The organism is Streptomyces sp. NPDC037013 (genome assembly GCF_055607265.1).
The window spans coordinates 754,219-780,992 of the sequence record NZ_JBVJRV010000004.1 but is presented as its reverse complement, the minus strand read 5'-3'; the positions used below and the strand labels follow the sequence as shown (position 1 = coordinate 780,992).

Here is a 26,774-nt window from a genome sequence, read left to right as displayed (position 1 = left end):
CGACCCATGGCTGTGACGATCGACATCGACACGTATGTGAAGGGCGTGCTCGACGGGAAACGCGCGTACATCGCGCGGGCCATCACCCTCGTCGAGTCGACCCGGCCCCAGCACCGGGCGCTGGCGCAGGAGCTGCTGACTCAGCTGCTCCCGCACAGCGGGCGGGCGCGGCGGGTCGGCATCAGCGGGGTGCCGGGCGTCGGCAAGTCCACGTTCATCGACGCGCTCGGCACGATGCTCACCTCGCTCGGGCACCGGGTGGCGGTGCTCGCCGTCGACCCCTCCTCGACGCGTACGGGCGGTTCCATCCTGGGCGACAAGACCCGGATGGAGCGGCTCTCGCTGGATCCCGCCGCCTTCGTCAGGCCCTCGCCGTCCGCGGGGACGCTCGGTGGGGTGGCCAAGGCGACCCGGGAGTCCATCGTGGTGATGGAGGCCGCGGGGTACGACGTCGTGCTGGTGGAGACCGTGGGGGTCGGGCAGTCGGAGACGGCCGTGGCGAACATGGTCGACACGTTCCTGCTGCTGACCCTCGCCCGCACCGGCGACCAGTTGCAGGGCATCAAGAAGGGCGTCCTGGAACTGGCCGACGTGATCGCCGTGAACAAGGCGGACGGGCCGCACGAACGGGACGCGCGCTCGGCGGCGCGTGAACTGGCGGGCGCGCTGCGCCTGATGCACCCGGCCGACGCCTCGTGGACGCCTCCGGTGCTGACCTGCAGCGCCCGGGAGTCGAGCGGTCTGGACACGCTCTGGGAACGGCTCGATCAGCACCGCACGTTGCTCGACTCGACCGGGCGGCTCGCCGCCAAGCGCCGGGACCAGCAGATCGACTGGACCTGGTCGATGGTGCGCGACGAGCTGCTCGGGCGGCTCCGCGACGACCCCGCGGTGCGCGGTGTCACCCCTGAGCTGGAGCAGCGCGTCCGGGAGGGTACGTTGACGGCCACCTCGGCCGCCGAGCAGATCCTCGACGCGTTCCAGGGCCACCGCCCCTGACGCGTCCTGGCCGCGCCTCACGTGAACGGAGCCACCCCCACCATGAACACCACCCCCGCCGACTCCCCCGTCCTGCTGCGCCGCGAAGGCATCGCCGGGCACATCGTCCTGAACCGGCCCCGGGCCATCAACGCCCTGAACCACGCGATGGTCCGGATCATGGCGGACGCCCTCGAAGCGTGGGAGCACGACGGGGCGGTCTCCACGGTCGTCCTGACCGGCGCCGGGGAGCGCGGGCTGTGCGCGGGCGGCGACATCCGCTCCATCCACGACGACGTCCGCGCGGGGCGCCCGGAGGCGTCGGCCGCCTTCTGGTACGACGAGTACCGGCTCAACGCGCGCATCGCCCGCTTCCCGAAGCCGTACGTCGCGGTCATGGACGGCATCGTGATGGGCGGCGGGGTCGGTGTGTCGGCGCACGGCAGCGTGCGGGTGGTCACCGAACGCTGCCGGGTCGCGATGCCGGAGACCGGCATCGGCTTCGTGCCCGACGTGGGCGGCACCTATCTGCTCACCCGCGCCCCCGGCGAGCTCGGCACGCATCTCGCGCTGACGGGGTCGGCGGTGGGCGCGGGCGACGCGCTGCTGTGCGGGCTCGCCGACCATTACGTACCGTCCGAGCGGCTGCCGGAGCTCACGGCGGCCCTCGCGGGCGCCGACGCCGCCGACGTCGTGCGGGAGTTCGCGCTGCCCGCCCCCGAAGGGGAGCTGGCGGCGCATCGCCCGTGGATCGACTCCTGTTATGCCGCGGACTCCGTCGAGGAGATCGTCGAGCGTCTGCACGCGTCCGGGGACCGGCATGCGAAGGAGGCCGCCGAGACGATCCTCGCGAAGTCCCCGACGTCGCTGAAGGTCACGCTCGCGGCGCTGCGCCGGGCCCGGGAACTGCCCACCCTGGAGGCGGTCCTTGAACAGGAGTACCGGGTGTCCTGTGCCGCGCTCTCCTCGCCCGACCTGGCCGAGGGCATCCGCGCCCAGGTGGTCGACAAGGACCGCAGGCCGCGCTGGTCGCCCGCGGAGCCGGAGCGGGTGACCGAAGCCGATGTGGCCCGCTTCTTCGAGCCGGTCGACGGACAGGCCCTGCGCTTCGGCTGAGCCTCACGGCGGGTCGATCTCCGTGACGACGGCGAGGAGCTGGAAGGGCAGTTCCTTGTCCCACTGGGCGACGCCCAGGGCTATCCAGCGGCCGTCCGCCCGCCACAGATGCAGATCGGGCACGATCGCGCTCAACTGCGCCCACGGCTCCGGTATCTCCTCGGCCGTGTCGCCGTCTTCCGCCGCCAGGGTGCGCTCGAAGAGGCTCGCGAGGCCGAACACCTGCGGCGGGCCGAGGCGGTCGGCGAGGAGCACGCTCAGGCCGTCGCGCTCGGCCTCGTACTGCTCCTCGGTCAGCTCCCGGAGGCCGGCCTCGTCGTCCCAGAAGGTGTCGCTCGTCAGTAACTCGGCGATGTGGTACCCGGGTCCCTCGCTGCCCCACTCCGACCTGCCGTGCTCCGCGGGGAACTGCCGGGAGCGCAGCAGGTCGATGGCGGCGAGATGCTGTGCGGTGCTCATGAGATCCAGTAAAGCGGGCCCCACTGACAATGCGTCATGCGTCCCGGTACCGCACCGCCCACCAGCCGGCGAGCAGCGCGGCCGCCGCCCAGGCCGCCGTCACCCCGAGCCCGGCCCACGGGCCGAGGATGCCCGTCGGGTCCTCGTGCAGCACCTGCCGGCCCGCCTGGTCCGGCAGGAACCCCGCGACGCCGTCCGACAGATCGCCGACCACGAACGACACGATCAGGGTGAACGGGATGAGGATGCTCAGCACCGCGACCCCGCTGCGCAGCACCGCGGTCAGCCCCGCCGCGAGAAGGGCCATCAGCGCGAGGTAGATGCCGCCGCCGACGCAGGCCCGCACGGCTCCGGGATGTCCGAGACCGATGGCATGCTCGCCGAGGAAGGCCTGGCCGATGAGGAACGTGCCGAAGCTGGTGGCGACTCCGACGAGCAGGGCCAGTACGGCGACGACCCCCGTCTTGGCGGCGTAGAAGAGGCCCCGGCGCGGGACTGCGGCGAGGGAGATCCGCAGGGCGCCGCTCGTGTACTCGGACGAGACCGCGGTCGTGCCGAAGCTGATGGCGGCGATCTGGCCGAAGTTGAGGGCGTAGAAGGCGTCGAAGAGCGGCTCGGCGCCGGCCTCGTCCGCCTCGGCCCTGCCGACCGTGGCGAAGACCAGCGTGGTGATGGCGACGGTCGCCACGAAGACGACGATCAGTGAGACGAGGCTCGACCGCAGCGACCTGATTTTGATCCACTCGGACCGGGCGACGGGCAGCAGGGCGGAGTTCGACACGGTCAGACCTCCTGGCGGGACGGGGAAACGGCGGCCGCGAACTGGGTCTCGTCGGCCGTCAGGGCGAGGTAGGCCTGCTCCAGAGAGGCCTGTTCGTCGGCGAGTTCGAGGACCGGGATGCCGGCGCCCGCGGCGATGGCGCCGATCTCCTCGGCCCTGGCCCCGTCCACCGTCCACCGTCCGTCCACCGCCTCACCGAGGACGTAGCCCCGCCCCGTCAGAAGGGCTCGGAGCCGGTACGGGTCGGTCGTGCGCACGCGGGCCCGGGTGTGGCTGTGGTCGGCGATGAATCGGCGCATGGGGGTGTCGGCGAGGAGCCTGCCGCGGCCGAGGACCACGAGGTGCTCGGCGAAGGTGGCGGTCTCGTTCATGAGGTGGCTGGAGACGAGGACGGTCCGGCCCTCGCGGGCCAGCCGCCGCAGCAACTCACGGATCCAGATGATGCCTTCGGGATCGAGGCCGTTGGACGGTTCGTCCAGCATCACCACCTCCGGGTCGCCGAGGAGTGCCGCCGCGATGCCCAGGCGCTGCCGCATGCCCAGCGAGAACGTCTTGATCCGCTTGCCCGCGACGGAGGCCAGTCCGGCTTCGTCGAGGACCTCCTCCACGCGGTGGGCCGGGAGCCGGTTGGCGGCGGCGAGGGCGAGGAGATGGTTGCGGGCGGTGCGCGAACCGTGTGCGGCCTGGGCGTCGAGGAGGGCGCCGACATGGCGCAGCGGTTTCTCCAGCGCGGCGTAGGACCGGCCGCCGAGCGTGGCCGTCCCCGAGGTGGGGCGGTCGAGGCCGAGCACGAGGCGCATGGTCGTGGACTTGCCCGCGCCGTTGGGGCCGAGGAATCCGGTGACCTGGCCCGGGCGGACGCTGAAGGTGAGGGCGTCCACGGCGCGGGTGGTGCCGTACTCCTTGGTGAGCTCTTGGACGTCGATGCTGGTCATGGGCATCAGCCTGGTCTCCGCGCGGTCCGGGTGCCTCCCCCGCGCGGGGAGATCGTCTCCCCCGTGCGGGGGAGCCGAACGGCCGTGCGGGCCTGGCACGATGGCGCCATGCCCGGCCTCCTGAGACCCCTGACGCGTGCGGTGACCTATACGCGATGGCTGCATCTGCTCATCGGGTCGGCCGTCGCCTGGATCTGCGCCGCGATCTACCCGGGGCTCAGCAGTCCCACGACGACCGACTGGCTGCTCGTGCTGGCCGATCCCGTCCCGCTGCTCGTCCTCGCCGCCATGGTGCCGGCCGTGCGGCGGGCCGAGGGGCTCCAGGCACGGATGATGCTGTTCCCCGGCCCGCACGCGCGCGTGGCGCGCGAGGAGGAGGACCCGGGCATCTCGGTGGCCCCGTCCGCGTCGTGGCGCGACCGGGCGAGGACCGCGGCCTGGCTCGTGCTCCGGCTGGAAGCGGGCTGCGCCCTGGTCCTGGTCACCGGGCAGCTCATCGGGGCCGTCTTCGTGTCCTTGGGCGCGACCGATGAGCCCCCGCGGAGCGACGGGCTGCTCCTGCCGGTGCCGCTCCACGGCTGGGCCGGCCTCCCGCTCTGCCTGGCCCTCGTCCTCGCGGAGCTCACGGCGGTCGTGGCGTCGGGCCGGTTCATCACATGGGCGGCCCGCCACCTCCTCGGCCCCTCCCCCGCCGAACGCCTCGCCGCCCTGGAGGAGCGCACCGAGCGGCTCCTCGAACGCAACCGCATCGCACGCGAGTTGCACGACTCCATAGGTCACGCGCTGACCGTCGCCGTGGTCCAGGCCGGGGCCGCGAGGGCCGCGGCCGATCCGGAGTTCACCGACCGTGCCCTGGAGGCCGTGGAGGAGACGGGCCGGACCGCCCTGGAGGACCTCGAGCGCGTCCTGCGGGTGCTGCGCGAGGACGGGCCGCCCGTGGCAGGCCGGCCCACGCTCACCGACGCGGAGCGGCTCCTGGACTCGGCGCGCGCTTCGGGGGCCGAGGTGGCCGTGGAGATCACCGGCCCGGTGGAACGGCTGCCGGGTCCGGTCTCGCGCGAGGGCTACCGCATGCTCCAGGAGTCCCTGACGAACGTGTTGCGGCACTCCGGGCCGGTGCCGGTGCGGCTGCGCATCGCCGTCGACGACGCGCGCCTGGTGATGGAGGTGCGCAACACGCTGCCGGGCGCGACCGGTTCGACGGAGCGCGGCGGCAGCGGTCTGCGGGGCATCAGGGAGCGGGCCACGCTGCTCGGCGGGCGGGCCACGACGGGGCCCCTCGACGGCGAGTGGCAGGTGCACGTCGAGCTTCCCCTCGGGTGATCTACGCTGGCCGGATGCCGGTCACAGTGCTCCTCGTCGACGACGAGCCCCTCGTACGCGCGGGTCTGCGCGCCGTCCTTGAGGCACAGCCCGACATCCGCGTGGTCGGCGAGGCCGCGGACGGCGCCGCGGTGATCCCCCTCGTCCGCGAGCTGCGTCCCGACGTGGTCGCCATGGATGTCCGCATGCCGCTGCTCGACGGCATCGAGGCCACCCGGGCGGTGCTGCGCACGGTCCAGGACCCGCCGAAGATCCTGGTGGTGACGACCTTCGAGAACGACGAGTACGTGTACGAGGCGCTGCGTGCCGGCGCCGACGGGTTCCTGCTGAAGCGGGCCAGACCCGCGGAGATCGTGCACGCCGTCCGGCTCGTCGCCGCCGGGGAGTCTCTCCTCTTTCCCGCGGCGGTGCGGCAACTGGCGGGTGAGCACGGCAGGGAGCGGGGCAACGCCGAGGCGCGGGCCGCGCTGGACCGGGCGGCGCTGACCGAGCGTGAGGCGGAGGTGCTGCGGCTCGTGGCAACCGGTCTTTCGAACGCGGAGATCGCGGCCCGGCTGGTGGTCGGCACGGAGACCGTCAAGTCGCACGTCAGCGCCGTGCTGGCGAAGCTGGGGGCACGCGACCGCACACAGGCGGTCATCGTCGCGTACGAGTCCGGCTTCGTCTCACCGGGATGACGGCCGTACGCAGGGGAAATGCGGGCCCGGCCCTCGCCGCCGCCCCGTGCGGCGAGTACGATCCGGCCATCACGCGCACGAGCTGGGAGGACGTACGTTGGGGCAGCTGACCGGCGGGGACCCCTCTCTGTTGCGGCGTATCAACTCCGCGGTGGTGCTGCACGCACTGCGCGCCGCGGACTTGGCGACGCTCACGGAGATCACCCGCGTGACCGGGCTCTCCCGGCCCACCGTCGAGGGGGTCGTCGAGGGCCTCATCGAGGCCGGGCTCGTGGTGGAGTCCGCGGCCGAGGACAGCGGCACCCGCCGCCAGGGACGTCCCGCGCGCAAGTTCCGCTTCCGTGCGGAGGCGGGCCATCTGCTCGGCCTCGAGATCGGCCCGCACCGGGTGGCCGCCGTCCTCTCGGACCTGGACGGCAAGATCCTCGGCACCGCGTCGAAGGGCGTCAGCGAGGAGGCCTCTGCGGACGACCGGCTGGAGCGCATGCGTACGGTCGTCGCCGATCTGCTGCGGCGCGCCGGGATCGCCCGCAGTTCCCTGCGCGCCGTCGGGGTGGGCAGCCCCGGGATACTGGAGGCGGACGGCACGGTGCGGCTCAGCACGGCGCTGCCCGAGTGGACCGGTCTCCAGCTGGGCGAGCGGCTGCGACGGTCCTTCAAGTGCCCCGTGCTGGTGGAGAACGACGCCAACGCCGCGGCGGTGGCCGAGCACTGGAAGGGCGCGGCGGCGGGCGTCGACGACGTGGTGTTCGTGCTCGCCGGGCTGAGCCCGGGGGCCGGATCGCTGATCGGCGGGCGGCTGCACCGGGGCTACGGCGGCGCGGCCGGTGAGATCGGGGCGCTGCATCTGCTGGGCCGTGAGGTCACTCCGGAGACGCTGCTCTCCACCACCGACCAGCCGCTGCATCCCCTGGACGAGCAGGCCGTCGCCGAGGTCTTCGCCCACGCCCGCGAGGGTGACGAGCGGGCGCGGGCGGCGGTGGAGCGCTTCATCCAGCGGCTCGTGCACGACGTGGCCGCGCTGGTCCTGGCCCTCGATCCCGAGCTGGTCGTGGTGGGCGGCTGGGCCGCGGGTCTGGACGGCGTCCTTGAGCCGCTCCACCGGGAGCTGGCCCGCTACTGTCTGCGTCCGCCGCGGGTCGCTCTGTCGGTGCTCGGTGAGGCGGCGGTGGCGACCGGGGCGCTGCGGCTGGCGCTCGACCATGTCGAGGAGCAGCTGTTCGCCGTCGAGGGGACCGTCACCGCGCGGCGGTGAACGGCGCCCCGAGCTTCCGGGGCCGTCCGGTGAACGCGGCGCGCCCGGCACGTGGTGTGCCGGGCGCGTACGGATGCGTGGCGCGGCGCGCGCGGTGGGGCGCGGCCGCGTCAGGTTCTAGGAGTCGTGGTGGATCTCCACGCCTCCGGAGTCGCCGAAGGTGAGCCGGCAGGTGTCGGCGCGGTAGGTGGCCACGGAGACGGCGGCCGTGCGTCCCTCGGCGAAGAACCGGGTCGTCACGACCAGGACGGGGGCGCCGGGGAGCCGGTCGAGGGCCCTGGCGTCGTCGGCGCGGGCGGAGCCCAGCTCGACGGCGCGGTCCTGGCCCTCGAGGCCGTGCCGGGCCAGCTCGCGCAGGACCACGCGCGCGCGTGCCGCCCCGGAGGGCGCGTCCATGCCGGTCAGCTCGGCCACCGATGACACGGGGACGTAGAGCAGCTCGGCGGCGACGGGCTGGCCGTGCGAGACGCGGGTGCGGCGCACCACGTGCACCTGTTCGTCCGCGGCGGTCTCCAGCATGCGGGCCACGTCCGCCGGCGGCACCGCGGGAGCGCAGTCCGCGGGCTGCCAGGCGTCGCCGACCTCGCCCGGCCACGAGCCGTGCGCCGATCCGACGGCCACGCCCATCCGGGGCGGGGCGACGGTCGTGCCCACTCCGCGGCGGCGCTGGAGCCTGCCTTCGAGTTCCAGTTGTTCCAGGGCCTGCCGGAGCGTGGCACGGGCGACACCGAAGCGGGCGGCGAGATCGCGCTCGTTCGGCAGGATCTCCCCCACCGCGAATTCGGAGTCGAGCGCCTCACTGAGCACGGTCTTCAGATGCCAGTACTTCGGCTCCGGCGCCGTTTCGAGCTGCGTGGTCCCCACCCTGTCCTCCGCAATCGCCGTTGACCGGCGGCGTTTTAGCGCCCTTGTTTATTAAAGGTTCCTGCACTATCTCTGCGACCATAGGGCCGTACCTGACCTTGGTCAAGACCAATCCTCGATCCGTTACAGCCCGCACAGGGACGATGCCACAGAGCATTCATGCGGAGTTCGCATGGGGCCAAGCGTGCGTAATAGGCCACGCGCGCGTGAACGGCCGACACGGATCGCACGCCGGAGCCCCCGCCCTGCCGGACGGGGGCTCCGTGTCACACGGGCGCGCCGCGGCGCGCGATATGAGGCCGGAACTTACCGGGCGAGCGCCGCGAGCTTGTCCGGGTTTCGGATGATGTAGACGCTCTGGATGCGGCCGTCGGCCACGTCGAGCTGGAGGACGCTGTCGGGCTTGCCGTCGACGAGGACGTACACGGACTGGGCGCCGTTCAGTTCGACGAGGCGGAGCTCCAGGTCGCCGACGGTCCGGAACGCCTTCCCGAAGGCGCTGTGCACGAAGCGGCCCACCTTGTCGGCGCTCTCCAGGACGCGCAGCGGCGCCTTGGCCTTGCCGCCGCTGTCGCCGACCAGCCGGACGTCGGGCGCGAGGAGGGACATCAGTCCGTCGAGGTCCCCTTCGGCCGCCGCGGCCAGGAACCGCTCGGTCAGGTCGCGGCGCTCGGCGGGGTCGACCTTGTAGCGGGGCCGGCCCGCGTCGACGTGTTTGCGGGCGCGCCCGGCGAGCTGGCGCACCGCGGCCTCGGTGCGGTCGAGCGTGAGCGCGATCTCGGAGAACGGGAACCCGAAGGCCTCGCGGAGCACGAACACCGCGCGCTCCAGGGGCGAGAGGGACTCCAGGACCACCAGGACCGCCAGGGAGACGGAGTCGGCGAGCACGGCCCGCTCCGCGGTGTCGGGGACGGTCGGCCCGAACTCGGTGACGCAGGGCTCGGGGAGCCATGGCCCCACGTACGCCTCTCGGCGCGACTGCAGGTGGCGCAGGCGGTCGATGGCGAGCCGGGTGGTGACGCGGACCAAGTAGGCGCGGGGTTCGCGCACTTGGTCCCCGTCGGTCGCCGACCAGCGCAGCCAGGCCTCCTGGACGACGTCCTCGGCGTCGACCACGCGGCCGAGCATGCGGTAGGCGACGCCCATCAGGACTGAACGGTGCTCTTCGAAGACGTCGGTCATGCTGTCGGTAGCCACCCTCCCATCCCAGCCCACGCGGCAGCCCGTGTCCAGGCGCGACGGGTGCGGCGCGCGGCACACCTGCCGACGTCCGAGGCCCCTTCCGGGGAAGGACTGCCCGCTGCCCTCTTGAACTGGCGGCTACTGAGCGGTAATTGTTGCTGACAACGTGTCTAACGCAGCTGAGCAGCCGTCGTACGGCGGCAGGGACAGGAGCATCATGGCCGCAGAGGTGTCCTTCGGCGTCGCGTCGCCCGGCGGCCCGCGCACCGTGACGATCTCGTACGAACGGATGGGGGCGGGCGAGCCGTTGCTGCTGCTGCACGGCATCGGCCACCACCGGCAGGCCTGGGACCCGGTACTGGAGATCCTGGCCGCCGAGCACGACGTGATAGCTGTGGACCTGCCCGGCTTCGGCAGGTCGCCGGCGCTGCCGGACGGCTTGCAGCACGACCTCTCCACGGTCGTCCCGGCGCTCGCCGCGCTCTGCGACGCGCTGGAGGTGGAGCGCCCGCATGTGGCGGGCAACTCCCTCGGCGGGCTGCTCGCACTCGAACTGGGCCGCGAGAAGCTGGTCCGCTCCGTCACGGCCCTCTCCCCCGGTGGCTTCTGGTCACCCGCGGAGCGCCGGTACGCCTTCGCCACGCTCCTCGCGATGCGGCAGGGCGCCCGCCTGCTGCCGGTCCCGGCGATCGAGCGGCTCTCCCGCAGTGCGGCCGGGCGCACGGCCCTGACGAGCACCATCTACGCCCGCCCGTGGCGCCGTTCACCGCGGGCCGTCGTCGCCGAGACGCTCGCGCTGCGCGAGGCCACGGGGTTCGACGCCACGCTGGCGGCCGGGCGCGACGTCCTCTTCCAGGACGACGTGCCCGACCTGCCGGTCACCATCGCCTGGGGCACCCGCGACCGCCTGCTCCTGCGCCGCCAGGGGATCCGCGCCAAGCACGCCATCCCGGGTGCCCGGCTGGTCCGGCTGCCCGGCTGCGGCCACGTCCCGATGAACGACGATCCGGCGCTCGTCGCCCGCGTCATCCTCGACACCTGCCGCTGACCGGCGCCCGCCGAGGACACCGGACCCCAGCGCCACCCCGGCACCGACCAGCGCGCTGCCGACGGCCTGGGGCGTTCCGTAGGAGCCCGTCCCGACCAGGGGGGCGGTGCAGGCCGCCGCGACGGGGATGAGGCCGGAGAAGAGCGTGGCGCGTTCGGCGCCGATGCGCTGGAGCCCGATGTACCAGAGGACGAAGCCGACGACGGTGACGATCACCGCCTGCCACAACAGGGCGGCGCCTTCGGTGCGGTCGGGCCACCGCACGAAGCCGCCGCCGTCGGTCAGCATCCCCAGGAGAGCCGACTCGGCGGCGGCCACGGCACACACGGTCGCCGCGAGCAGCCGGGGCCCGAGGGGACGCAGCACCGGTACGGCGAGCACCGCGAAGCCGACCTCGCCGCCGAGCGCGCCGGCCGAGAAGAAGAGGCCCTGGGCATCCGTGCGGCCCCACCCCTGCACCACGAACGCCCCCGCCGCGACGAGGAACGCGCCGTACAGGACCACTCTCTGCGGGGTCTGCCCTTCCGAGAGCGGCACCAGGAGGGCCACGACGATGGGGGCGCATCCTACGAAGACCCCCGGTACGGCGGGTTCCGCCGAGCGTTCCGCGGCGAGGATCGCCATGTTGAAGCCGACCATGCCCACCGCCGCGAGCAGCGCGAGGCGCCCCCACTGGGAGAGCGTCAAGCTGCGCAGCGGCGCGGTGCCGCCCTTGCCGAGCCAGGGCAGGAGGATCAGACAGGCCAGGCCGTACCGGACGAACTGCCCTCCGGTGTAGGGGTAGTCGCCCAGCACGCTGTTCGCGGTGAAGGAGCCGCCGACGAGGAGACAGGCGAGGCCCGCGAGGAGCGCCCCGCGCGTGGAGTACGTGTTCATGCCCCCGACGCTAGGAAGCCGGGCGGCCCCCATTAAGGTCCACTTCCACGGCCTGTTCGGGGACCACTTCCCGTATCCGCGCGAGGGGCCGCCCCGACGGGCGGTGGCCCCGACGGTCCCCGGTGGCCCGCCGACCCAGGAGGTGCGTCGCGTTGCCGGCACAGAGTCCCGAGGACCCCGCGCGGTGGAGCGCCGCCTGGGAGCTGCTCCTGCCGGCCGCCGCCGCTCCCGCGCGCAGCCGCGGCCGCAGCCTCCGCTCCGCGCTGCGCGAGGCCGTCAGGTCGGGGCGGCTCACGGCGGGCACCCGCCTGCCCTCCAGCCGCGAACTCGCCGCCGACCTGGGCGTCTCGCGCGGTCTGATCACGGAGACGTACGAGCAGTTGACGGCGGAGGGGTATCTGCGCAGCGACCGCGGCTCGGGGACCTGGGTGGGCGACGCGGCGCGGGCCGCGGTCCCCGCCGTGCGCGATCGGGCGCCGCGCGACGGCCACGCGCGCGTGGACTTCCTGCCCGGGGTGCCGGACCTGTCGATGTTCCCGCGCGCCGCATGGGCCGCCGCCCACCGCCAGGTGCTCGCCCGGCTGCCGCACCACATGCTGGGTTACCCGGATCCGCGCGGGCTGCCGGGGCTGCGGACGGTCCTCGCCGACCTGCTGGCACGGCGCCGGGGCGTGGTCGCGGAGCCGGAACGCGTGATCGTCTGCTCCGGAGTGGCCCAGGCGATGACGTTGCTGGCCCTGGCGCTCCGCGCGCGCGGGCACACCGCGGTCGGCGTGGAGGACCCCGGCAGCCCCGAGCACGCGACGCTGCTCGCCGCGTCGGGGGTCGCCCCGGTGCCCGTACCGATGGACGGCCAGGGCGTGACGCCCGCGGCGCTCCGGGAGCGGGGCGTGCGGGCGGTCGTGACGACGCCCGCGCACCAGTTCCCCTCGGGCATCGCCTACTCCGCGCCGCGCCGCGCCGAACTCCTCGACTGGGCACGCTCCGTCGACGGACTGCTCGTGGAGGACGACTATGACGGGGACTTCCGTTACGACCGCGCCCCGGTGGGCGCGTTGCAGGGGCTCGACCCCGAACACGTGGCGTACACCGGCTCGGTCAGCAAGTCGCTCGCCCCGGGGCTGCGCCTGGGCTGGCTGCTGGTGCCGGACGGGCTGGCCGAGGAGGTCGTCGAACGCAAGCGCGTCATGGATCTGGGCAATCCTGCCCTCGACCAGGAGCTCCTGGCGCACTTCGTCGAACGGGGCGACTACGACCGGCACCTGCGCCGCTGCCAGCGGGCCTACCGGGAACGCAGGGACGTCCTGGTGGCCGCCCTGGACGAGCACTTCCCGGGCGTGCGGGTCAGTGGTATCGCGGCCGGTCTCCACGTCATCGCGCGGCTGCCGGGGCGGTGGGGGCCGCAGGACGCGTTCCTGGCCCGGGCCGCGGCGGCCGGCATCGCGCTCCGGCCTTTGAGCGACTACCACGCGTCACGTCATCCGGAGGCGACGGCCGGTGGCGCGGCCGGTGACGGGGTGCGTCTCGTCCTCGGTTACGCGCACCTGGCACCGGCCCGGATCACCGAGGGGGTGCGTCTGCTGGCGCGGGCGGTTCAGGAGTTGGACCACGCGCGCGTGCAGAGCACCAGCCGGTAGCCGTCGGGGTCCTCGACGGTGACACCCCACTCGTTCCAGTACGGGTTGGGGGACAGGACGCGCTTCCCGCCGTGCCGCTCCAGCCGCGCCACCAGCTCCTCGGGGACCTCTCCGTCGAGGTAGACGACGAGGAGGTCCTCTTCGGTGGCGCGCGGTTCGACGGGGGCGTAGGCCTCGTGGACGAGTTCGAGGTGCCAGGACGCGTCGGGCCATCCCACCATCAGCAGGTCGTGCTTCCCGGGCACGCCACCGCCCTCGACGCGGTAGACGACGCTCAGCCCGAGTCCGCCGACCCAGAACCGCTCGGCCGCCGCCAGATCGCGGGACGGGCGGGCGACGCGGATGTGACTCTGGCCGGTGAGCGGCACGGGGCTCCTCCTTCGACGTGGCACACCCGGTGGCGTGCGGTGTCCCGAGCGTAGGCAGCCGGGGATCTTGCGGACATCGGCCATATGTCCCCGGACGTCCGCCCCGGTGACGTACGACTGCGGGCCTAGGGCCCGCCTCAAGGACCGAATCGGGGTCCGGGTCCGGATCGGGGCCCGGACCGGTGGAGACGGTGCCCGCGCGGCGGTTCCCCCGCGCCCGCGGTCAGTTGTTCACTTGGGGTTCGTGCGGTCGCTGGGGCCCGGTACCGGCCGGGAACCCGTCACCCGCACACTGGTCGCACCCGTCAACTGGAGGCGCATTCATGTCGCAACGTCAGCCGAGCCCGTCCCCCCGCCGCCGCAGCGTGCTGCGCGGTTCGCTCGCCGTACCGGCGGCGCTCGCCGTGCCCGCCCTGGCCGGGGCGGCTCCTTCGCTCGCCCTCTCGGGACGGCCGAAGGCCGCGTGGGGCGTGCAGGCCGGGGACGTCAGCGCGCACGCGGGGCTCATCTGGGTCCGTTCGGACCGGCCGGCCCGGATGATCGTGGAGACGTCGGCGACCGAGGCGTTCCGCAATCCCCGGCGGTGGCGCGGCCCGTTGCTCGGCCCGGGCACGGACTTCACGGGCCGGACACGGCTGCACGGCCTGCCCGCCGGCGAGCAGATCCACTACCGGGTGGTCCTCGCCGACCCCGACGATCCGCGCCGGACGGGCAAGCCGGTCGAGGGCACGTTCCGTACGACGCCGAAGGGCCGCAAGGAGGACGTACGCTTCCTGTGGTCGGGGGACATCGCGGGGCAGGGCTGGGGCATCAACCCGGACCGCGGCGGCTACCGCATCTTCGAGGAGATGCGCAGGCGCGACCCGGACTTCTTCCTGTGCAGCGGCGACAACATCTACGCCGACGGCCCCATCCTGCCCAGTGTCACGCTGCCCGACGGGACCGTGTGGCGCAACGTCACCACGGAGGAGAAGTCCAAGGTCGCCGAGTCCCTCGCGGAGTTCCGCGGCGCGTTCCGCTACAACCTGCTCGACGAGAACCTGCGGCGGTTCAACGCGCAGGTGCCCTCCATCGTCCAGTGGGACGACCACGAGGTGCACAACAACTGGTACCCGGGGCAGATCCTGGACGACCAGCGGTACACGGAGAAGAACGTCGACGTCCTCGCTGCCCGTTCGCTGCGGGCGTTCAGCGAGTACTTCCCCGTCTCCACGCTGCCGCCGGGCGACGAGGACGGGCGGGTGTACCGGGTGATGCGGCACGGTCCGCTCCTGGACGTGTTCGTCCTCGACATGCGCACCTATCGCAACGCCAACTCGCCCAACAGACAGCCCGACGACGCCACCGGCATCCTCGGCGCGCGGCAGCTCGCCTGGCTCAAGCGCGAGCTGTCCCGCTCCCGGGCCGTGTGGAAGGTCATCGCATCCGACATGCCGCTGGGCATCGTCGTACCGGACGGCAGGGCGAACTTCGAGGCCGTGTCCCAGGGAGACCCCGGCGCCCCGCTCGGCCGCGAGCTGCAGATCGCCGAGCTGCTGCGGCACATCAAGCACCAGAAGATCACCGGCACGCTGTGGCTGACCACCGACGTGCACTACACGTCGGCCCAGCACTACGACCCCGCGCGCGCGGGGTTCAAGGACTTCGCGCCGTTCTGGGAGTTCGTCTCCGGGCCACTGGCCGCCGGCGGCTTTCCCGCGACGAAGCTCGACGGGACGTTCGGCCCCGAGCAGAAGTTCATCAAGGCGCCGAGCCGGGCCAACACCTCGCCGGCCGAGACCCCGCAGTACTTCGGCGAGGTCGACATCGACGGCGGCAGCGGCGAGTTGACGGTACGGCTGCGCCAGGAGGGCGGCACCGTCCTGTTCAAGCAGGTGCTGCGGCCTGGCCGGGTGGGGCAGTAGCACGCCACATGGGCCTCAAGGGGCCGGATGGCCTCTTTACCCATCAGTCACAGGGCGTTCGCGGTCACGCAACACCGGTCCAGCAGAGTGTCCGTATGAGAGCTGACATGTCTGATGTGACACGGACCAAGCACGGCCGGCCCGTTCACCACTGGCGGCGCGATGTGGTGGAGCTGGCGGCCCTGTTCACCGCCGTCGCGGTGGCCGACGCCGTGGCGAACCTGGTGGGGCACGGCCCGGACGGCCCCGGCCTGCTGGTGGTGTCGGCCGTGGTGCTCCTCGCCACGGTCGGCTTCCACACCTGGTGGGCACGGCGCCACGGCCACGCCCCGCCGCCGGCGCCCGATACCGGCGCCCGGCCGCCCGCGGACGCGGAGCAGGCCGGGCCCGGCGCGTCCGCCGTCACGGCACAGGGGCCCGCCGGTCGGGAGGCGGACGCGACGGCGCTGTGGCGGATGCGTACGACCGTGCGGGACGAGCCGGGATCGCTGGCCACCCTGTGCGCTGCGCTCGCCGGACACCGCGTCGACATCCTCAGCCTGCAGGCGCACCCACTGGCGGAGGGCACCGTCGACGAGTTCCTGCTGCGCGCGCCCACCGAGCTGACCGGCGCCGAGATCACCCGGTCGATCGCGGGGGCGGGCGGCACCGGCACCTGGATCGAGCGCGCGGACGCCCACGACCTGGTGGACGCCCCCACCCGCATCCTCGGCCTGGCCACCCGCACCGCGCTCGACGCGGCGGAACTCCCCCTCGCCCTGCGCCATTTGCTGGGCCGCTGCACCATCCGCTCCCTGCCCGCCGCCCCGCGGACCGGATCCCGCCGGGACGAGAGCGCCGCCGAAGGTGCGACCGTCGACGGCGTACTCGAAGGGACGGTGCTGCGCCTGAAGGGACCCGAGGGCGAGGTCATCACCGTGGAGCGGCCCTATCTGCCGTTCACGCCCACGGAATTCGCCCGCGCGCGGGCCCTCGTCGAGCTCGACACCCGGCTCGGCCCCCGCATCCCGCACAGCCAGGACGTCCTGACGCTCCCGGAGGGCAACGCCATCACCGTGCGGCGTGCCGACACCGCCGACATCGAGGCGGCCAAGGCCATGCACGAGCGCTGCTCGTCGCGCACGCTGGACATGCGCTACCACGGCCCGGTGCACGACGCCGACCGCTACCTCAACCACCTGCTCAGCCCGCGCTTCGGCCGCACGCTCGCGGTGCGCACGGCGTCCGGGCGGATCGTCGGCATCGGCCACCTCCTGTGGGACGGCGACGAGACCGAGGTCGCCCTGCTCGTCGAGGACGAGTGGCAGCGCCGCGGCATCGGGAGCCAGCTGCTGGGGCGCCTGGTCACGATGGCGGTCGAGGCCGGCTGCGAGAGCGTGTACGCGGTGACGCGGGCGTCCAACACCGGCATGGTGGCCGCCATGCGCGGGCTCGGCCTGCCGCTCGACTACCAGATCGAGGAGGGCACGCTGGTGATCACGGCCCGCCTCGACGCGACACCGGTCAGTTCGCGGCTGCCGTACGACCACGCGGGCCGCCCCGACGTGCGGGCCGACCGTCCCCAGCGGGCGGAACGCTGACCGCAGCGGGGGCCGGCACGGTGGCGGTGGCGGCCTTCGGGACGGCGCCCAGGGCCCGGTCCAGGTCGCGCCACAGGTCCTCGACGTCCTCCAGGCCGCAGGACATGCGGAGCAGGCGGTCGCTCACACCCGACGAGCGCCGGTCGTCGGGGTCGACCACGCGGTGGCTGATGGAGGCCGGGTGCTGGATGAGCGAGTCGACGCTGCCGAGGCTCACCGCTGGGGTGATCAGCCGTACGCCGGCGATCACCTCGTGCGGGTCGCCGTGCACCTCGAAGGCGACCATCGCGCCGCCGAGACGCGGATAGTGGACGCGGGCCACCCTCGGGTCGCCGGTCAGGCGGCGCGCCAGTTCCGCCGCGGTGGCCGAGGCGGCCCGTACCCGTACCGGCAGCGTGGCCAGGCCGCGCAGCAGCAGATAGCCGGCGAGCGGATGCAGCACCCCGCCGGTGGCGAACCGCACCTGGCGCAGGCCCCGCGCGAACTCCTCGTCGCAGGCGACGACGCCGCCGAGCACGTCGCCGTGGCCGCCCAGGTACTTCGTGGCGCTGTGCAGGACGAGACGGGCGCCGCTCTCGGCGGGCCGCTGCAGCACGGGTGTGGCGAAGGTGTTGTCGGCGAGCAGCGGAACCGTGCCGCAGGCGCGGGCGACCGCGGCGAGGTCCAGTTCGGCGAGGGTCGGGTTGGCGGGCGTCTCGACCATCACAAGGCCGGTCTCGGGACGGATGGCGTCGGCGATGCCGTCCGGGTCGACCCAGGTCACCTCGGTGCCGACCAGGCCCGCGGTGAGCAGGTGATCGCTGCAGCCGTACAGCGGCCTGACGGCCACGACATGGCGCAGGCGGGCGGCGCCGCGCATGAGGAGCACCGCGGTCAGCGCCGCCATGCCGCTCGCGAACGCGACGGCGCTCTCGGTCCCCTCCAGCCGGGCCAGGGCGGTCTCGAAGCGGGCCACGGTCGGATTGCCGAGTCGGGCGTAGACCGGCGGCCCGTCGTCGACGACGCCGTCCGCGGCGAAGGCGTCGATGCGCGCGGCCTCGGTCCGGCTGTCCCGGGAGGGGTACGTGGTGGAGAGGTCGATCGGCGGGGCGTGCAGGCCCATTTCGGCCAGATCGTCCCGGCCCGCGTGCACGGCCTCGGTGGCCAGGGCGCGCGGCGGTGACGCGGTGTCGGCGGCGGACTCGTACGGGGCTGTCCCGGTGTTCGCTTCCATGGCGCCCAGGCTGAACATCCACCGGGGACAAGCGCCGAAAGGCCGTGCTACGTTCGGCCGATGGCCGATTCTGTCGCACTGGACCCGGTGGACCTCCACATATTGCGTCTGCTGCAGAACGACGCCCGGACCACCTACCGCGATCTGGCCACGCAGGTCGGTGTCGCGCCCTCCACGTGTCTGGACCGGGTGACGCGGCTGCGGCGTTCGGGAGTGATTCTCGGACACCAGCTGCGGCTCGACCCGGCCAAGCTCGGCCGCGGTGTCGAAGCGCTCCTCTCGGTGCAGGTCAGGCCGCACCGCAGGGATCTCGTGGGGCCTTTCGTGGAGCGTGTCAGGGCGCTGCCCGAGTCGCTCTCCCTGTTCCACCTCACGGGTCCCGAGGACTTTCTGGTGCACGTGGCGGTGGCGGGTCCGGCGGATCTGCAGCGGTTGGTGCTCGACGAGTTCACGGCACGGCGCGAAGTCGCGCGCGTGGAGACCCGGTTGATCTTCCAGCAGTGGGCGTGCGGCCCGCTGCTGCCGCCCGACGCCGCGCCGGACGGCCCGCCGGGAGCCCGTAAGGAAGCGTCGGGACCCCGTACTGAATCATGGTGACGCGCACCCGTCACTCGTACGAGGATGTCCGCATGTCAGCCACGATGAACCCCCAATCGAACACCGGCCCCCTCCCCCGCGCCGTCGCGGACGCCTACGTCGACGAGCTCATCGCCCTCGACCCGATCACGGGCACCTATCTGGGCGTCGCGGAGAGCAACAGCAAGCTCCCCGACACCTCACCCGAGGGCCAGGAGGCCCTCGCGCGGCTGGCGCGCACGACGCTCGCCCGGCTGGACGAGGCGGAGCGCAGGCCGGGCGCCGAGAGCGAGATAGAGCGCCGCTGCGGCCGGCTGCTGCGCGAGCGGCTCACCGCACAACTGGCCGTGCACGAGGCCGACGAAGGTCTGCGCGCCGTCGGCAATCTGCACACGATGCCGCACCAGGTGCGGGAGATCTTCACCGTCACCCCGATGGAGACCACGGAGGACTGGGCGGCGATCGCCGAGCGCCTGCGGGCCGTGCCTGCCGCCTTCGAGGGGTACCGCGCGTCGCTGGAACTCGGCCTGGAGCGCAAGCTGTTCGGGCCGCCCCGCCCCACCGCCACCTTCATCGAGCAGCTCACCGAGTGGGCGGGCGAGGCCGGCGGGGACAGCGGGCGGCGCGGCTGGTTCGAGGACTTCGCGTCCGGGGGCCCGGACGCCCTGCGCGCCGAGCTGGACGCCGCGGCGGCGCGGGCGACCGCCTCCGTGGTGGCGCTGCGGGACTGGATGCGGGACGTCTATGCCCCGGCGATCCAGGGCGCCCCCGACGTCGTCGGCCGTGAGCGTTACGCGCGCCTGTCCCGCGAGTGCAACGGCACCGACCTGGACCTCGACGAGGCGTACGCGTACGGCTGGTCGGAGTTCCACCGGCTGCTCGGGGAGATGCGGGCCGAGGCCGAGAAGATCCTGCCCGGCGCCGCGACGCCGTGGGTGGCCCTCGCCCATCTCGACGAGCACGGGGCGCACATCGAGGGGGTGGACGAGGTCCGGGACTGGCTGCAGAAGCTGATGGACGAGGCCATCGACGCCCTGGACGGCACGCACTTCGAACTCGCCGAGCGGGTACGGAAGGTGGAGTCGCACATCGCTCCGCCGGGCGGCGCCGCGGCCCCCTACTACACGGCCCCGACCGAGGACTTCTCGCGCCCCGGCCGCACCTGGCTGCCGACGATGGGCGAGACCCGCTTCCCGGTCTACGACCTCGTCTCCACCTGGTACCACGAGGGCGTGCCGGGGCACCACCTCCAGCTGGCCCAGTGGGCACACGTCGCGGAAAACCTCTCGCGCTACCAGGCGACCGTGGGCATCGTCAGCGCCAACGCCGAGGGCTGGGCGCTGTACGCGGAGCGGCTCATGGACGAGCTCGGCTTCCTCACCGACCCCGAGCGCAGGCTCGGTTACCTGGACGCGCAGATGATGCGCGCGCTGCGGGTCATCGTCGACATCGGCATGCACCTGGAACTGGAGATCCCCGCGGACTCGCCCTTCCACCCCAGGGAGCGCTGGACGCCGGACCTCGCGCAGGAGTTCTTCGACGCGCACTGCAGCCGCCCCACGGATTACGTGGCGAGCGAGCTGACGCGCTACCTGACCATCCCCGGCCAGGCGATCGGCTACAAGCTGGGCGAGCGCGCCTGGCTCCTCGGGCGGGAGAACGCGCGACGCCGCCACGGTGACGCCTTCGACGCCAAGGCGTGGCACATGGCCGCCCTCTCGCAGGGTTCGCTGGGCCTGGACGACCTGGTGGACGAGCTCTCGAAGCTGTGACCGTCGGGGGCGGTGGGGCGGCCGGCAGCCGGGCCGCCTCCCCGCCGCCCCGCGCTTCCACTTCCGCTTCCGCCCGCCGACCCTCCTTTTGCGCCTCCCGAGGCCTCAGCAGCCGCAGTCCTCCCCGTCGACCGGCGCCGTCAGGGCGTCCGGGGCGCGCCGCTCCCTGCCCTCCCAGGTCTCGAACTCGAAGCCCTCACGCGCCCAGTACTCGAAGCCGCCCAGCATCTCCTTCACCTGGTACCCGAGTTGGGCGAAGGCGAGCGCCGCACGCGTCGCACCGTTGCAGCCCGGCCCCCAGCAGTACGTGACGACCGGCACGGACTTGTCGAGCAGCGCCCCGGCCTGCTCGGGGATCAGGGCGGTCGGCAGGTGGACGGCGCCCGGAACATGTCCCTGGTCCCAGGACGCGGTGGAGCGGGTGTCGATCACGACGAAGCCGGGGTCGCCACCGTCGGCGAGCGCGGAGGCGACGTCGGAGACGTCGGCGTGGAAGGCGAGGCTCGCCCCGAAGTAGGCGGCGGCCGCGGCGGGAGAGGCGGGCGGGACGCGCAGGACGGGGTTGTCCGCGGATCGCGTGTCCGTGCCGGTCAGGTCGTTGGTGGTGGTGGTCGGGCTGTCCGTGCCCGTGATGTTGTTCATGGCGAAAAATCTACGGGTGGCGGCCGGAACCCTGAAGGGATGATCCCCGGCGTCAGGGCCACCGGACCGTCGAATCCCCGGTGTTGTCCGGACGCGGCCGTCGCACTTCACGGCGGGTCACGGGAGCGGACCACGTGACGGCCACTTGGTGACACCGGCGGTTGCCCTGGTCCGGACCAGGATCGCTTCTCCATGCATCGATTCGCAAGAACACGCGGAAGGCTCCTTGGCGACCGCACCATCGACCGGAGGGTGCCCTGGCCCTCAACAGCCCTTGCGATCCGGCCACATGCCGACGTACGGGGACGAGCCCTCGAGGCCGGAGACTCACACTCGCCGAGCCCGACCGACGGGCCACTCGAAGGCCAACTATCGCCGTCTGTAGGCAAGTCAGCCGTACCGACACCCGCCGGACGCGGCGAAAACGGAATTCCGGCAGCCGACCTCTTGCGCCACCGGCGAGACCTCTGCCACATTCGCCGCAGCCAGAGATGGCATGCGCGCGACAGGAGATACCCGCCTGCTGTCCACGCACCCTCACTGCATACCTATGCAGTTTCGTCCTCATCCAGGACGTTCCACCCCCACACAATGGAGACGAACGTGCGAATATCCAGACTCGTCCCCGCGCTCGCGGCCACCGCACTCGCCGTCCTGGGGCTGGCCCCCACGGCAGCGGCCCAGAGCGCGGCGCGCGCGGACGCACCCGCAGTGGCATCCGTCGACTCCCCCCGGCCGATCATCGGCGGCGGCTACGCAAGCAACGCCCCCTGGGCCGCCAGGCTCTTCTCCAACGGCCAGCAGACGTGCAGCTCCACGATCATCGCCCCGACCTGGATCCTCACCGCCAAGCACTGCGTCAGCGGCGGCGGCCTCTCCTTCCGCATCGGCAGCCTCGACCAGACGTCCGGCGGCACGACGGCCAACGGCGTCGGCGTCCAGACCCACCCGAGCGCGGACCTGGCCCTGGTCAGGCTGGACCGCTCCGTCTCCGGCACCTACGCGCGCCTCGGCAGCCCCGGATCCGTCTCCGTGGGCCAGACCGTGCAGGTGTACGGCTGGGGCGCGACGTCCCGGTGCGGCTCGGAGATCAACTGCCAGTCCCGGCTCCTGAAGGTCGCCGACGTCGTCGTGACCGGCGGCTGCCGTGACGCCTACCAGGGCCAGGCCATCTGCGCCCGGCGCGGCAACGGCATCACGGCGGGCGGCGACTCGGGCGGCCCGATGATGGCCAACGGCTCGCAGGTCGGCGTGGCTTCCACGAGTGACCGCCAGACCACGACCGCGTACACGAACGTGACCGCGTACCGCTCCTGGATCCAGAGCATCGCGGGCGTCTGACACAGGAGGGGAGGCGGTCGGCGGACCGCCCGACCATCCCGGCTCCAAGCGTGCGTGTGTGCATGCGTGTGCGTGCGTGCTCGTCGGACGGAAGTTCCGGCGAGCACGCGCTCGCGCGGTTCAGAGCGGGACTAGTCGGTCACTTCCCCGGCCTCCCCTCTTGATCACCCGGGGATTTCCCTGTTACCTCTCGGACATGACCGGCTATTCCACGGACGCCACCGACTGGCGCATTCTCGAAGTCCTCCAGCGCGAGGGCCGCGCCAGCTACGCCGAACTCGCGCGTGCCGTCTCGATGTCGGCGAGCGCGGTCACCGAACGCGTACGACGCCTGGAGGAAGCGGGGGTCATCCAGGGGTACGCGGCCGTGATCGACCCCGAGCGGCTGGGAATGCCGATCCTGGCTTTCGTGCGACTGCGCTACCCGAACGGCAACTACAAGCCCTTCCACGACCTGGTCGAAGCGACCCCGGAGATCCTGGAGGCGCACCACGTCACGGGGGACGACTGCTTCGTCATCAAGGTCACGGCACGTTCCATGCAGCACCTGGAAGAGGTCTCCGGCAAGATCGGCGCCCTGGGCTCGGTGACGACGAGCGTCGTCTACTCCTCACCCCTCCCCCGCCGCCCCCTGGGCCGCTGACGCGATGAAGCAGCTTCAGGAGGTCTTGGGCTCCGTCGACGACGTGCTGGGGGGGGACGTGATCGGCGTCTACCTCCACGGGTCCTCGGTGGTCGACGGCCTCAGGCCGGCCAGCGACGTGGACGTGCTGGTCGTCTCGCGACGGTCGATGGACGAGCCGGAACGACGGGAGCTCGTCACCGACCTGCTCAGTGTCTCCGGCTCCCGGAACAACGCCCGCCCGGTCGAACTCACCGTGGTCGTCCACTCCGAGGTCCGCCCATGGCGATACCCCCCGACCTGCGACTTTCTGTACGGGGAGTGGCTGCGCGCCGAGTACGAGGCCGGGGAGGTCCCGCGGCCGGAGCCGATGCCCGATCTGGCCTTGCTGATCACAATGGCGCTGGCCGGAGACCACCCGCTCAGGGGCCCGAGCCTGAGAGAGGTCCTCGACCCCGTCCCGCAGGCGGACGTGGTCCGGGCAAGCGTGGCGGGCATCCCCGAACTACTCGAAGACCTCGACGACGACACGCGCAACGTCGTGCTGACCTTCGCACGCATCTGGACCACACTCGCCACCGGCGAGATCAGATCCAAGGACGCCGCCGCCGACTGGGCCCTGGCCCAACTCCCACGCGAACACCGCCCGATCCTGGCCCACGCCAGACACCTCTACCTCAACTGCGGCTACGCCGAGGAAACTTGGCCCGAGGCATTGCAGGCGCGGAAACGCCCGTACGTGACCCACGTGCTGGCCGAGATCGAGCGGTTGCACACCAGCGATTAGCGAGGGATGGAGAAGCCCGTGACCTTCTGCGGGGTCACCCGGACGATCAGCCGGAGCACGTCCGCCGACTCGGCCGGCGGGTCCTCGCCCAGGTACTTCTGCGAGAGCTTGCGCGGCAGCGTCTTCTCCGGGTCCTCGATCAGTTCGGCCGTGCCGCGGATGTCTATGGACTGGTACGGGTTCGCGGTGTCGTAGACCGTGAGGCTGACTCTTGGATCCCGTGCGAGATTGCGCGCCTTCAGGCGGCCGGCCGTCGTGGAAAACACCACCGTGTCCCCCTCCGTGGCGATCCAGACCACCGATGTCTGCGGCCCGCCGTCCCGGTTCAGCGTCGCGACGGTGGCGAAGTTCCTCCCGTCCAGCAACTTGCGCGTCTCCTCGTTGAGCAGCGTTGACACAGTCTCGCCCCTTTGTTCAGCGGTCTTGGGATCACCACATGCGGGATCACTATCTGCGCAGAACAGATGCGAACGCCGATTACTTCCCGCAGCCGACTGGCAAACCGGATCTCCGGCCGACCGCTGCGGGCGGCGTGCCGTCACGTCACGGCGTCGGCGAGCATGAACGCGGCCACGGCCAGCAGGATTACGGCGAAGATGCGTTGCAAGTGGGGCGCGGAGACCTTCGCGGCCAGGCGCTTGCCGTCCCATGCGCCCAGGATCGCGGTTCCGATGAACGGGCCGATCAGCCCCCAGTCGAGCGAGACAGCGGTGCCGGAGCGAGTGGCCAGGGAGGACAGGGAGTTGGCCGTGATGACCAGCAGGCTGGTGCCGACTGCCGCATCCATCTCGAAGGCGAGGACGGTGACCAGGGCAGGGACGGCGAGAAAGCCGCCGCCCACGCCGAGCAGTCCGGTCAGCGTGCCGAGCGCGGCACCGGCCCCGGCTGCCTTGCCCGGCCGTACACCGCCGTCTTTGGTGCGGGCCGTGTCAGCGGGCCAGAGCATTTTGACGGCGGAGATGGCGGCTATGCCGGCGAAGGCAAGAGTGAGGGCGGTTTGGGGCAGGCGGGCGGCAGCGGCTCCCGCGGCGGCCGCCGGAAGGATCCCGGCGGCCGCGAACGCCGATCCGGCCTTCCACCGCACCCGTCCGCCCCGGGCGTGCGCGTACAGAGCGGTCAGAGATGTGGCGGTGACGATGATCAGGGCGGCGGTGGTGGCCGCGGCGGGAGTGAAGCCGAGCAGGTAGATCAGCGCGGGCACCGCCAAGACGCTGCCACCACCGCCGAGGGCGCCGAGCACCAGCCCGACGACGGCTCCTGCGATCAGGGCCAGGATGAGGGCGGTCACGTCGATCGCCCACCGTGTCCGCTGTCGTGGGACCCAGGTCGTTCGATTCCGGTGAAGCGGGGGTGGTCCTGTACGGAGCCGAGGGGGCCAGGACTGCGGCGGGACAGGAACATCGCATGCCTTCTGTGCGGGTGGGACAGGGGGTCAGGGCCGGGTGATGCTCAGGCCTGCGTCGGCGGCGGCCTGGAAGCCGTCGTCTACGGCGATGACCTTTCGTCCGGTCGCGTCCAGGAGGGAGGCGGCGATCGCCGCCCGCATCCCGCCGGCACAGTGCACCCACACCGTGCCCTCCGGTACCTCGCCGGCCCGGCCGTGCAGTTCGTGGAGCGGAATGTGCACGGAGCCCTCGATGAAGCCGTTCGCACGTTCGGAGTCCCGGCGCACATCGAGTACCACCACGTCCTCACCGCACTGGTCGCGCTTACCGCGCTGACCGCGCCCGTGTGCAGCGGCGAGATCGGCGAAGACGGCGCGGGGAAAGGAGGCGAGCCGTTCCCCGTGACGGACCCAGGTGGCGGGGTCCCCGGTGGCGGCGCCGGCCGGGCGGTCGATGCCGACCCGGGTCAGCTCTCGCTGCGCGTCGGCGATCTGCGCCGGGGTGTCGCCGAGCAGGGTGACCGGCTTGCCCCACGGGATCAGCCAGGCGAGGTAGGTGGCCGGCTTGCCGCTGCCCTCGAAGTTGAACGATCCGGCCACATGGCCGTCGGCGAAGGCGACCCGGTCGCGCAGGTCCACCACCCACTCACCCGCCGCCAGTCGTTCGGCGATCTGTGCGGCGTCGGCGGGTTCGGGCGGGGTCAGGTCGACGGGCGCGGGGCCGGCGGCGTTGGCCGGGCCCATGTGCGTGTAGTAGGCGGGCACGTTCTCCAGCCCGGCCAGGATCCGCTTCACGAAGTCGTCGACATTCAGGGTGAATGCGTCGTTGGCGGCGCGTTCCCGACCGATCGTGCTCGCCTCGCCCTCGGCTTGCGAGGCGGAGCAGAAGCTGCCGAACCCGTGCGTGGGCAGCACTGGCACCTCGTCGTCGAGTGTCGACGCCAACCGGTGGACGGAGGCGTGCTGAGCACGGGCCAGTTGCTCGGTCAGCCGCGGGTCCACCAGGTCCGGGCGTCCCACGGAGCCGATCAGCAGCGAGCCGCCCGTGAAGGCAGCCACCGGTCGTCCCTCCTCCGCCAGGACGTACGAGGTGTGGTGCGGGGTGTGGCCCGGCGTGGCTATCGCCCGCAGCACCAGGTGGTCGTCCACCTCGAACACGTCCCCGTCCGCGACAGGAGTGCGGGGGAAGGAGACGCGGGCGGCGGCCGGGACGAGGTAGCGGGCGCCGGTGAGGCGGGCCAGTTCCAGCCCGCCGGAGACGTAGTCGTTGTGCACGTGCGTCTCCGCCACGTAGGCGATGCGCACCCCTCGCCGCCCGGCGAGGGCGATCACCTGATCGACGTCCCGCGGCGGATCGACCGCGACCGCCGCTCTCCGACTCCCCGCCAGATAGCTGCGGTTGCCCAGCCCTTCGAACTCCAGGGTGTCGACGAAAGACATCGTGTACTCCTCTC

General features: G+C 72.6%; 25 protein-coding genes and 1 pseudogene. 14 read left to right on the top strand and 12 right to left on the bottom strand.

Annotated elements, in window-relative coordinates; all coding sequences use genetic code 11:
• Positions 1 to 6: 6 nt before the first annotated feature.
• Together meaB and ACZ7DY_RS18030 are read left to right on the top strand one after the other, a co-directional pair.
• Positions 7 to 999: a methylmalonyl Co-A mutase-associated GTPase MeaB gene (meaB, locus tag ACZ7DY_RS18035; RefSeq protein ID WP_471136250.1), complete on the top strand. Its 993-nt coding sequence runs from the start codon at positions 7 to 9 to the stop codon at positions 997 to 999.
• Between the two features lie 42 nt (positions 1,000 to 1,041).
• Complete coding sequence (locus tag ACZ7DY_RS18030) at positions 1,042 to 2,094, top strand: enoyl-CoA hydratase/isomerase family protein (RefSeq protein WP_471136248.1); 1,053 nt, start codon at positions 1,042 to 1,044, stop codon at positions 2,092 to 2,094.
• 3 nt (positions 2,095 to 2,097) lie between these two features.
• Here ACZ7DY_RS18030 and ACZ7DY_RS18025 read toward each other — a convergent pair whose 3' ends face one another.
• The 3 genes from ACZ7DY_RS18025 to ACZ7DY_RS18015 are packed head-to-tail and all read right to left on the bottom strand — an operon-like array spanning position 2,098 to position 4,269.
• Positions 2,098 to 2,553 (bottom strand): hypothetical protein, encoded by a 456-nt coding sequence (locus tag ACZ7DY_RS18025; protein ID WP_471136246.1) that lies wholly within the window; start codon positions 2,551 to 2,553, stop codon positions 2,098 to 2,100.
• A 34-nt stretch (positions 2,554 to 2,587) separates the two neighbouring features.
• Entirely contained in the window at positions 2,588 to 3,340 is a 753-nt protein-coding gene (locus ACZ7DY_RS18020) for an ABC transporter permease (protein WP_471136700.1), read from the bottom strand.
• Positions 3,337 to 4,269: an ATP-binding cassette domain-containing protein gene (locus tag ACZ7DY_RS18015; protein WP_471136243.1), complete on the bottom strand. Its 933-nt coding sequence runs from the start codon at positions 4,267 to 4,269 to the stop codon at positions 3,337 to 3,339. The genes ACZ7DY_RS18020 and ACZ7DY_RS18015 overlap by 4 nt, the downstream gene beginning before the upstream one ends.
• 108 nt (positions 4,270 to 4,377) lie before the next feature.
• On the opposite strand from ACZ7DY_RS18015, the gene ACZ7DY_RS18010 reads away from it, so the two are divergent.
• The 3 genes from ACZ7DY_RS18010 (at position 4,378) to ACZ7DY_RS18000 (ending at position 7,524) form a co-directional block, all read left to right on the top strand.
• On the top strand, positions 4,378 to 5,592 hold the full coding sequence (locus ACZ7DY_RS18010; protein WP_471136240.1) for a sensor histidine kinase: 1,215 nt from the start codon (positions 4,378 to 4,380) through the stop codon (positions 5,590 to 5,592).
• A 14-nt stretch (positions 5,593 to 5,606) separates the two neighbouring features.
• On the top strand, positions 5,607 to 6,269 hold the full coding sequence (locus ACZ7DY_RS18005) for a response regulator transcription factor (protein WP_471136237.1): 663 nt from the start codon (positions 5,607 to 5,609) through the stop codon (positions 6,267 to 6,269).
• Between the two features lie 97 nt (positions 6,270 to 6,366).
• On the top strand, positions 6,367 to 7,524 hold the full coding sequence (locus ACZ7DY_RS18000; RefSeq protein WP_471136234.1) for an ROK family transcriptional regulator: 1,158 nt from the start codon (positions 6,367 to 6,369) through the stop codon (positions 7,522 to 7,524).
• Positions 7,525 to 7,641: 117 nt separating this feature from the next.
• Here ACZ7DY_RS18000 and ACZ7DY_RS17995 read toward each other — a convergent pair whose 3' ends face one another.
• Complete coding sequence (locus ACZ7DY_RS17995) at positions 7,642 to 8,388, bottom strand: GntR family transcriptional regulator (RefSeq protein WP_471136231.1); 747 nt, start codon at positions 8,386 to 8,388, stop codon at positions 7,642 to 7,644.
• 306 nt (positions 8,389 to 8,694) lie between these two features.
• Positions 8,695 to 9,585 carry an RNA polymerase sigma factor SigJ gene (gene sigJ, locus ACZ7DY_RS17990; RefSeq protein ID WP_471136228.1) on the bottom strand — a complete coding sequence of 297 codons (891 nt, stop codon included), beginning with the start codon at positions 9,583 to 9,585 and terminating at the stop codon, positions 8,695 to 8,697.
• A 202-nt stretch (positions 9,586 to 9,787) separates the two neighbouring features.
• Here sigJ and ACZ7DY_RS17985 point away from each other — a divergent pair, with 202 nt between their 5' ends.
• Positions 9,788 to 10,618 carry an alpha/beta fold hydrolase gene (locus ACZ7DY_RS17985; protein WP_471136698.1) on the top strand — a complete coding sequence of 277 codons (831 nt, stop codon included), beginning with the start codon at positions 9,788 to 9,790 and terminating at the stop codon, positions 10,616 to 10,618.
• A 39-nt stretch (positions 10,619 to 10,657) separates the two neighbouring features.
• Here ACZ7DY_RS17985 and ACZ7DY_RS17980 read toward each other — a convergent pair.
• Positions 10,658 to 11,494: pseudogene (locus tag ACZ7DY_RS17980) on the bottom strand (DMT family transporter); the annotation flags it as partial.
• A 152-nt stretch (positions 11,495 to 11,646) separates the two neighbouring features.
• Here ACZ7DY_RS17980 and pdxR point away from each other — a divergent pair.
• Entirely contained in the window at positions 11,647 to 13,131 is a 1,485-nt protein-coding gene (gene pdxR / locus ACZ7DY_RS17975) for a MocR-like pyridoxine biosynthesis transcription factor PdxR (protein ID WP_471136226.1), read from the top strand.
• Here pdxR and ACZ7DY_RS17970 read toward each other — a convergent pair.
• Complete coding sequence (locus ACZ7DY_RS17970) at positions 13,089 to 13,499, bottom strand: VOC family protein (RefSeq protein WP_471136224.1); 411 nt, start codon at positions 13,497 to 13,499, stop codon at positions 13,089 to 13,091. The two genes, pdxR and ACZ7DY_RS17970, sit on opposite strands and share 43 nt — an antisense overlap.
• A 323-nt stretch (positions 13,500 to 13,822) precedes the next feature.
• Here ACZ7DY_RS17970 and ACZ7DY_RS17965 point away from each other — a divergent pair, with 323 nt between their 5' ends.
• Positions 13,823 to 15,403 (top strand): alkaline phosphatase D family protein, encoded by a 1,581-nt coding sequence (locus tag ACZ7DY_RS17965; protein WP_471136222.1) that lies wholly within the window; start codon positions 13,823 to 13,825, stop codon positions 15,401 to 15,403.
• A 107-nt stretch (positions 15,404 to 15,510) separates the two neighbouring features.
• Entirely contained in the window at positions 15,511 to 16,983 is a 1,473-nt protein-coding gene (locus ACZ7DY_RS17960; RefSeq protein ID WP_471136219.1) for a GNAT family N-acetyltransferase, read from the top strand.
• On the opposite strand, the gene ACZ7DY_RS17955 is transcribed toward ACZ7DY_RS17960, so the two are convergent.
• The gene (locus ACZ7DY_RS17955; protein ID WP_471136217.1) at positions 16,907 to 18,196 is read right to left on the bottom strand and encodes a trans-sulfuration enzyme family protein; all 1,290 of its coding nucleotides are present in this window, start codon (positions 18,194 to 18,196) and stop codon (positions 16,907 to 16,909) included. The two genes, ACZ7DY_RS17960 and ACZ7DY_RS17955, sit on opposite strands and share 77 nt — an antisense overlap.
• Positions 18,197 to 18,256: 60 nt before the next feature.
• On the opposite strand from ACZ7DY_RS17955, the gene ACZ7DY_RS17950 reads away from it, so the two are divergent.
• Both ACZ7DY_RS17950 and ACZ7DY_RS17945 read left to right on the top strand, forming a co-directional pair.
• A complete protein-coding gene (locus tag ACZ7DY_RS17950; RefSeq protein ID WP_471136214.1) occupies positions 18,257 to 18,793 on the top strand; it encodes an Lrp/AsnC family transcriptional regulator in 537 nt (178 codons plus the stop codon).
• A gap of 32 nt (positions 18,794 to 18,825) precedes the next feature.
• Complete coding sequence (locus ACZ7DY_RS17945) at positions 18,826 to 20,544, top strand: DUF885 domain-containing protein (protein ID WP_471136212.1); 1,719 nt, start codon at positions 18,826 to 18,828, stop codon at positions 20,542 to 20,544.
• Between the two features lie 105 nt (positions 20,545 to 20,649).
• On the opposite strand, the gene ACZ7DY_RS17940 is transcribed toward ACZ7DY_RS17945, so the two are convergent.
• Positions 20,650 to 21,186 carry a rhodanese-like domain-containing protein gene (locus tag ACZ7DY_RS17940; RefSeq protein ID WP_471136210.1) on the bottom strand — a complete coding sequence of 179 codons (537 nt, stop codon included), beginning with the start codon at positions 21,184 to 21,186 and terminating at the stop codon, positions 20,650 to 20,652.
• A 603-nt stretch (positions 21,187 to 21,789) separates the two neighbouring features.
• On the opposite strand from ACZ7DY_RS17940, the gene ACZ7DY_RS17935 reads away from it, so the two are divergent.
• From ACZ7DY_RS17935 to ACZ7DY_RS17925, 3 genes are all read left to right on the top strand, one after another.
• Positions 21,790 to 22,527 (top strand): S1 family peptidase, encoded by a 738-nt coding sequence (locus ACZ7DY_RS17935; protein WP_471136207.1) that lies wholly within the window; start codon positions 21,790 to 21,792, stop codon positions 22,525 to 22,527.
• 196 nt (positions 22,528 to 22,723) lie between these two features.
• Entirely contained in the window at positions 22,724 to 23,170 is a 447-nt protein-coding gene (locus ACZ7DY_RS17930; RefSeq protein ID WP_471136204.1) for an Lrp/AsnC family transcriptional regulator, read from the top strand.
• A gap of 4 nt (positions 23,171 to 23,174) precedes the next feature.
• On the top strand, positions 23,175 to 23,936 hold the full coding sequence (locus tag ACZ7DY_RS17925; protein ID WP_471136202.1) for an aminoglycoside adenylyltransferase family protein: 762 nt from the start codon (positions 23,175 to 23,177) through the stop codon (positions 23,934 to 23,936).
• On the opposite strand, the gene ACZ7DY_RS17920 is transcribed toward ACZ7DY_RS17925, so the two are convergent.
• From ACZ7DY_RS17920 to ACZ7DY_RS17910, 3 genes are all read right to left on the bottom strand, one after another.
• Complete coding sequence (locus ACZ7DY_RS17920) at positions 23,933 to 24,334, bottom strand: PPOX class F420-dependent oxidoreductase (RefSeq protein WP_471136200.1); 402 nt, start codon at positions 24,332 to 24,334, stop codon at positions 23,933 to 23,935. The genes ACZ7DY_RS17925 and ACZ7DY_RS17920 overlap by 4 nt on opposite strands.
• Positions 24,335 to 24,474: 140 nt before the next feature.
• A complete protein-coding gene (locus ACZ7DY_RS17915; protein ID WP_471136198.1) occupies positions 24,475 to 25,224 on the bottom strand; it encodes a sulfite exporter TauE/SafE family protein in 750 nt (249 codons plus the stop codon).
• Between the two features lie 144 nt (positions 25,225 to 25,368).
• Positions 25,369 to 26,760 (bottom strand): rhodanese-like domain-containing protein, encoded by a 1,392-nt coding sequence (locus ACZ7DY_RS17910; RefSeq protein WP_471136195.1) that lies wholly within the window; start codon positions 26,758 to 26,760, stop codon positions 25,369 to 25,371.
• Between the last annotated feature and the right edge of the window lie 14 nt (positions 26,761 to 26,774).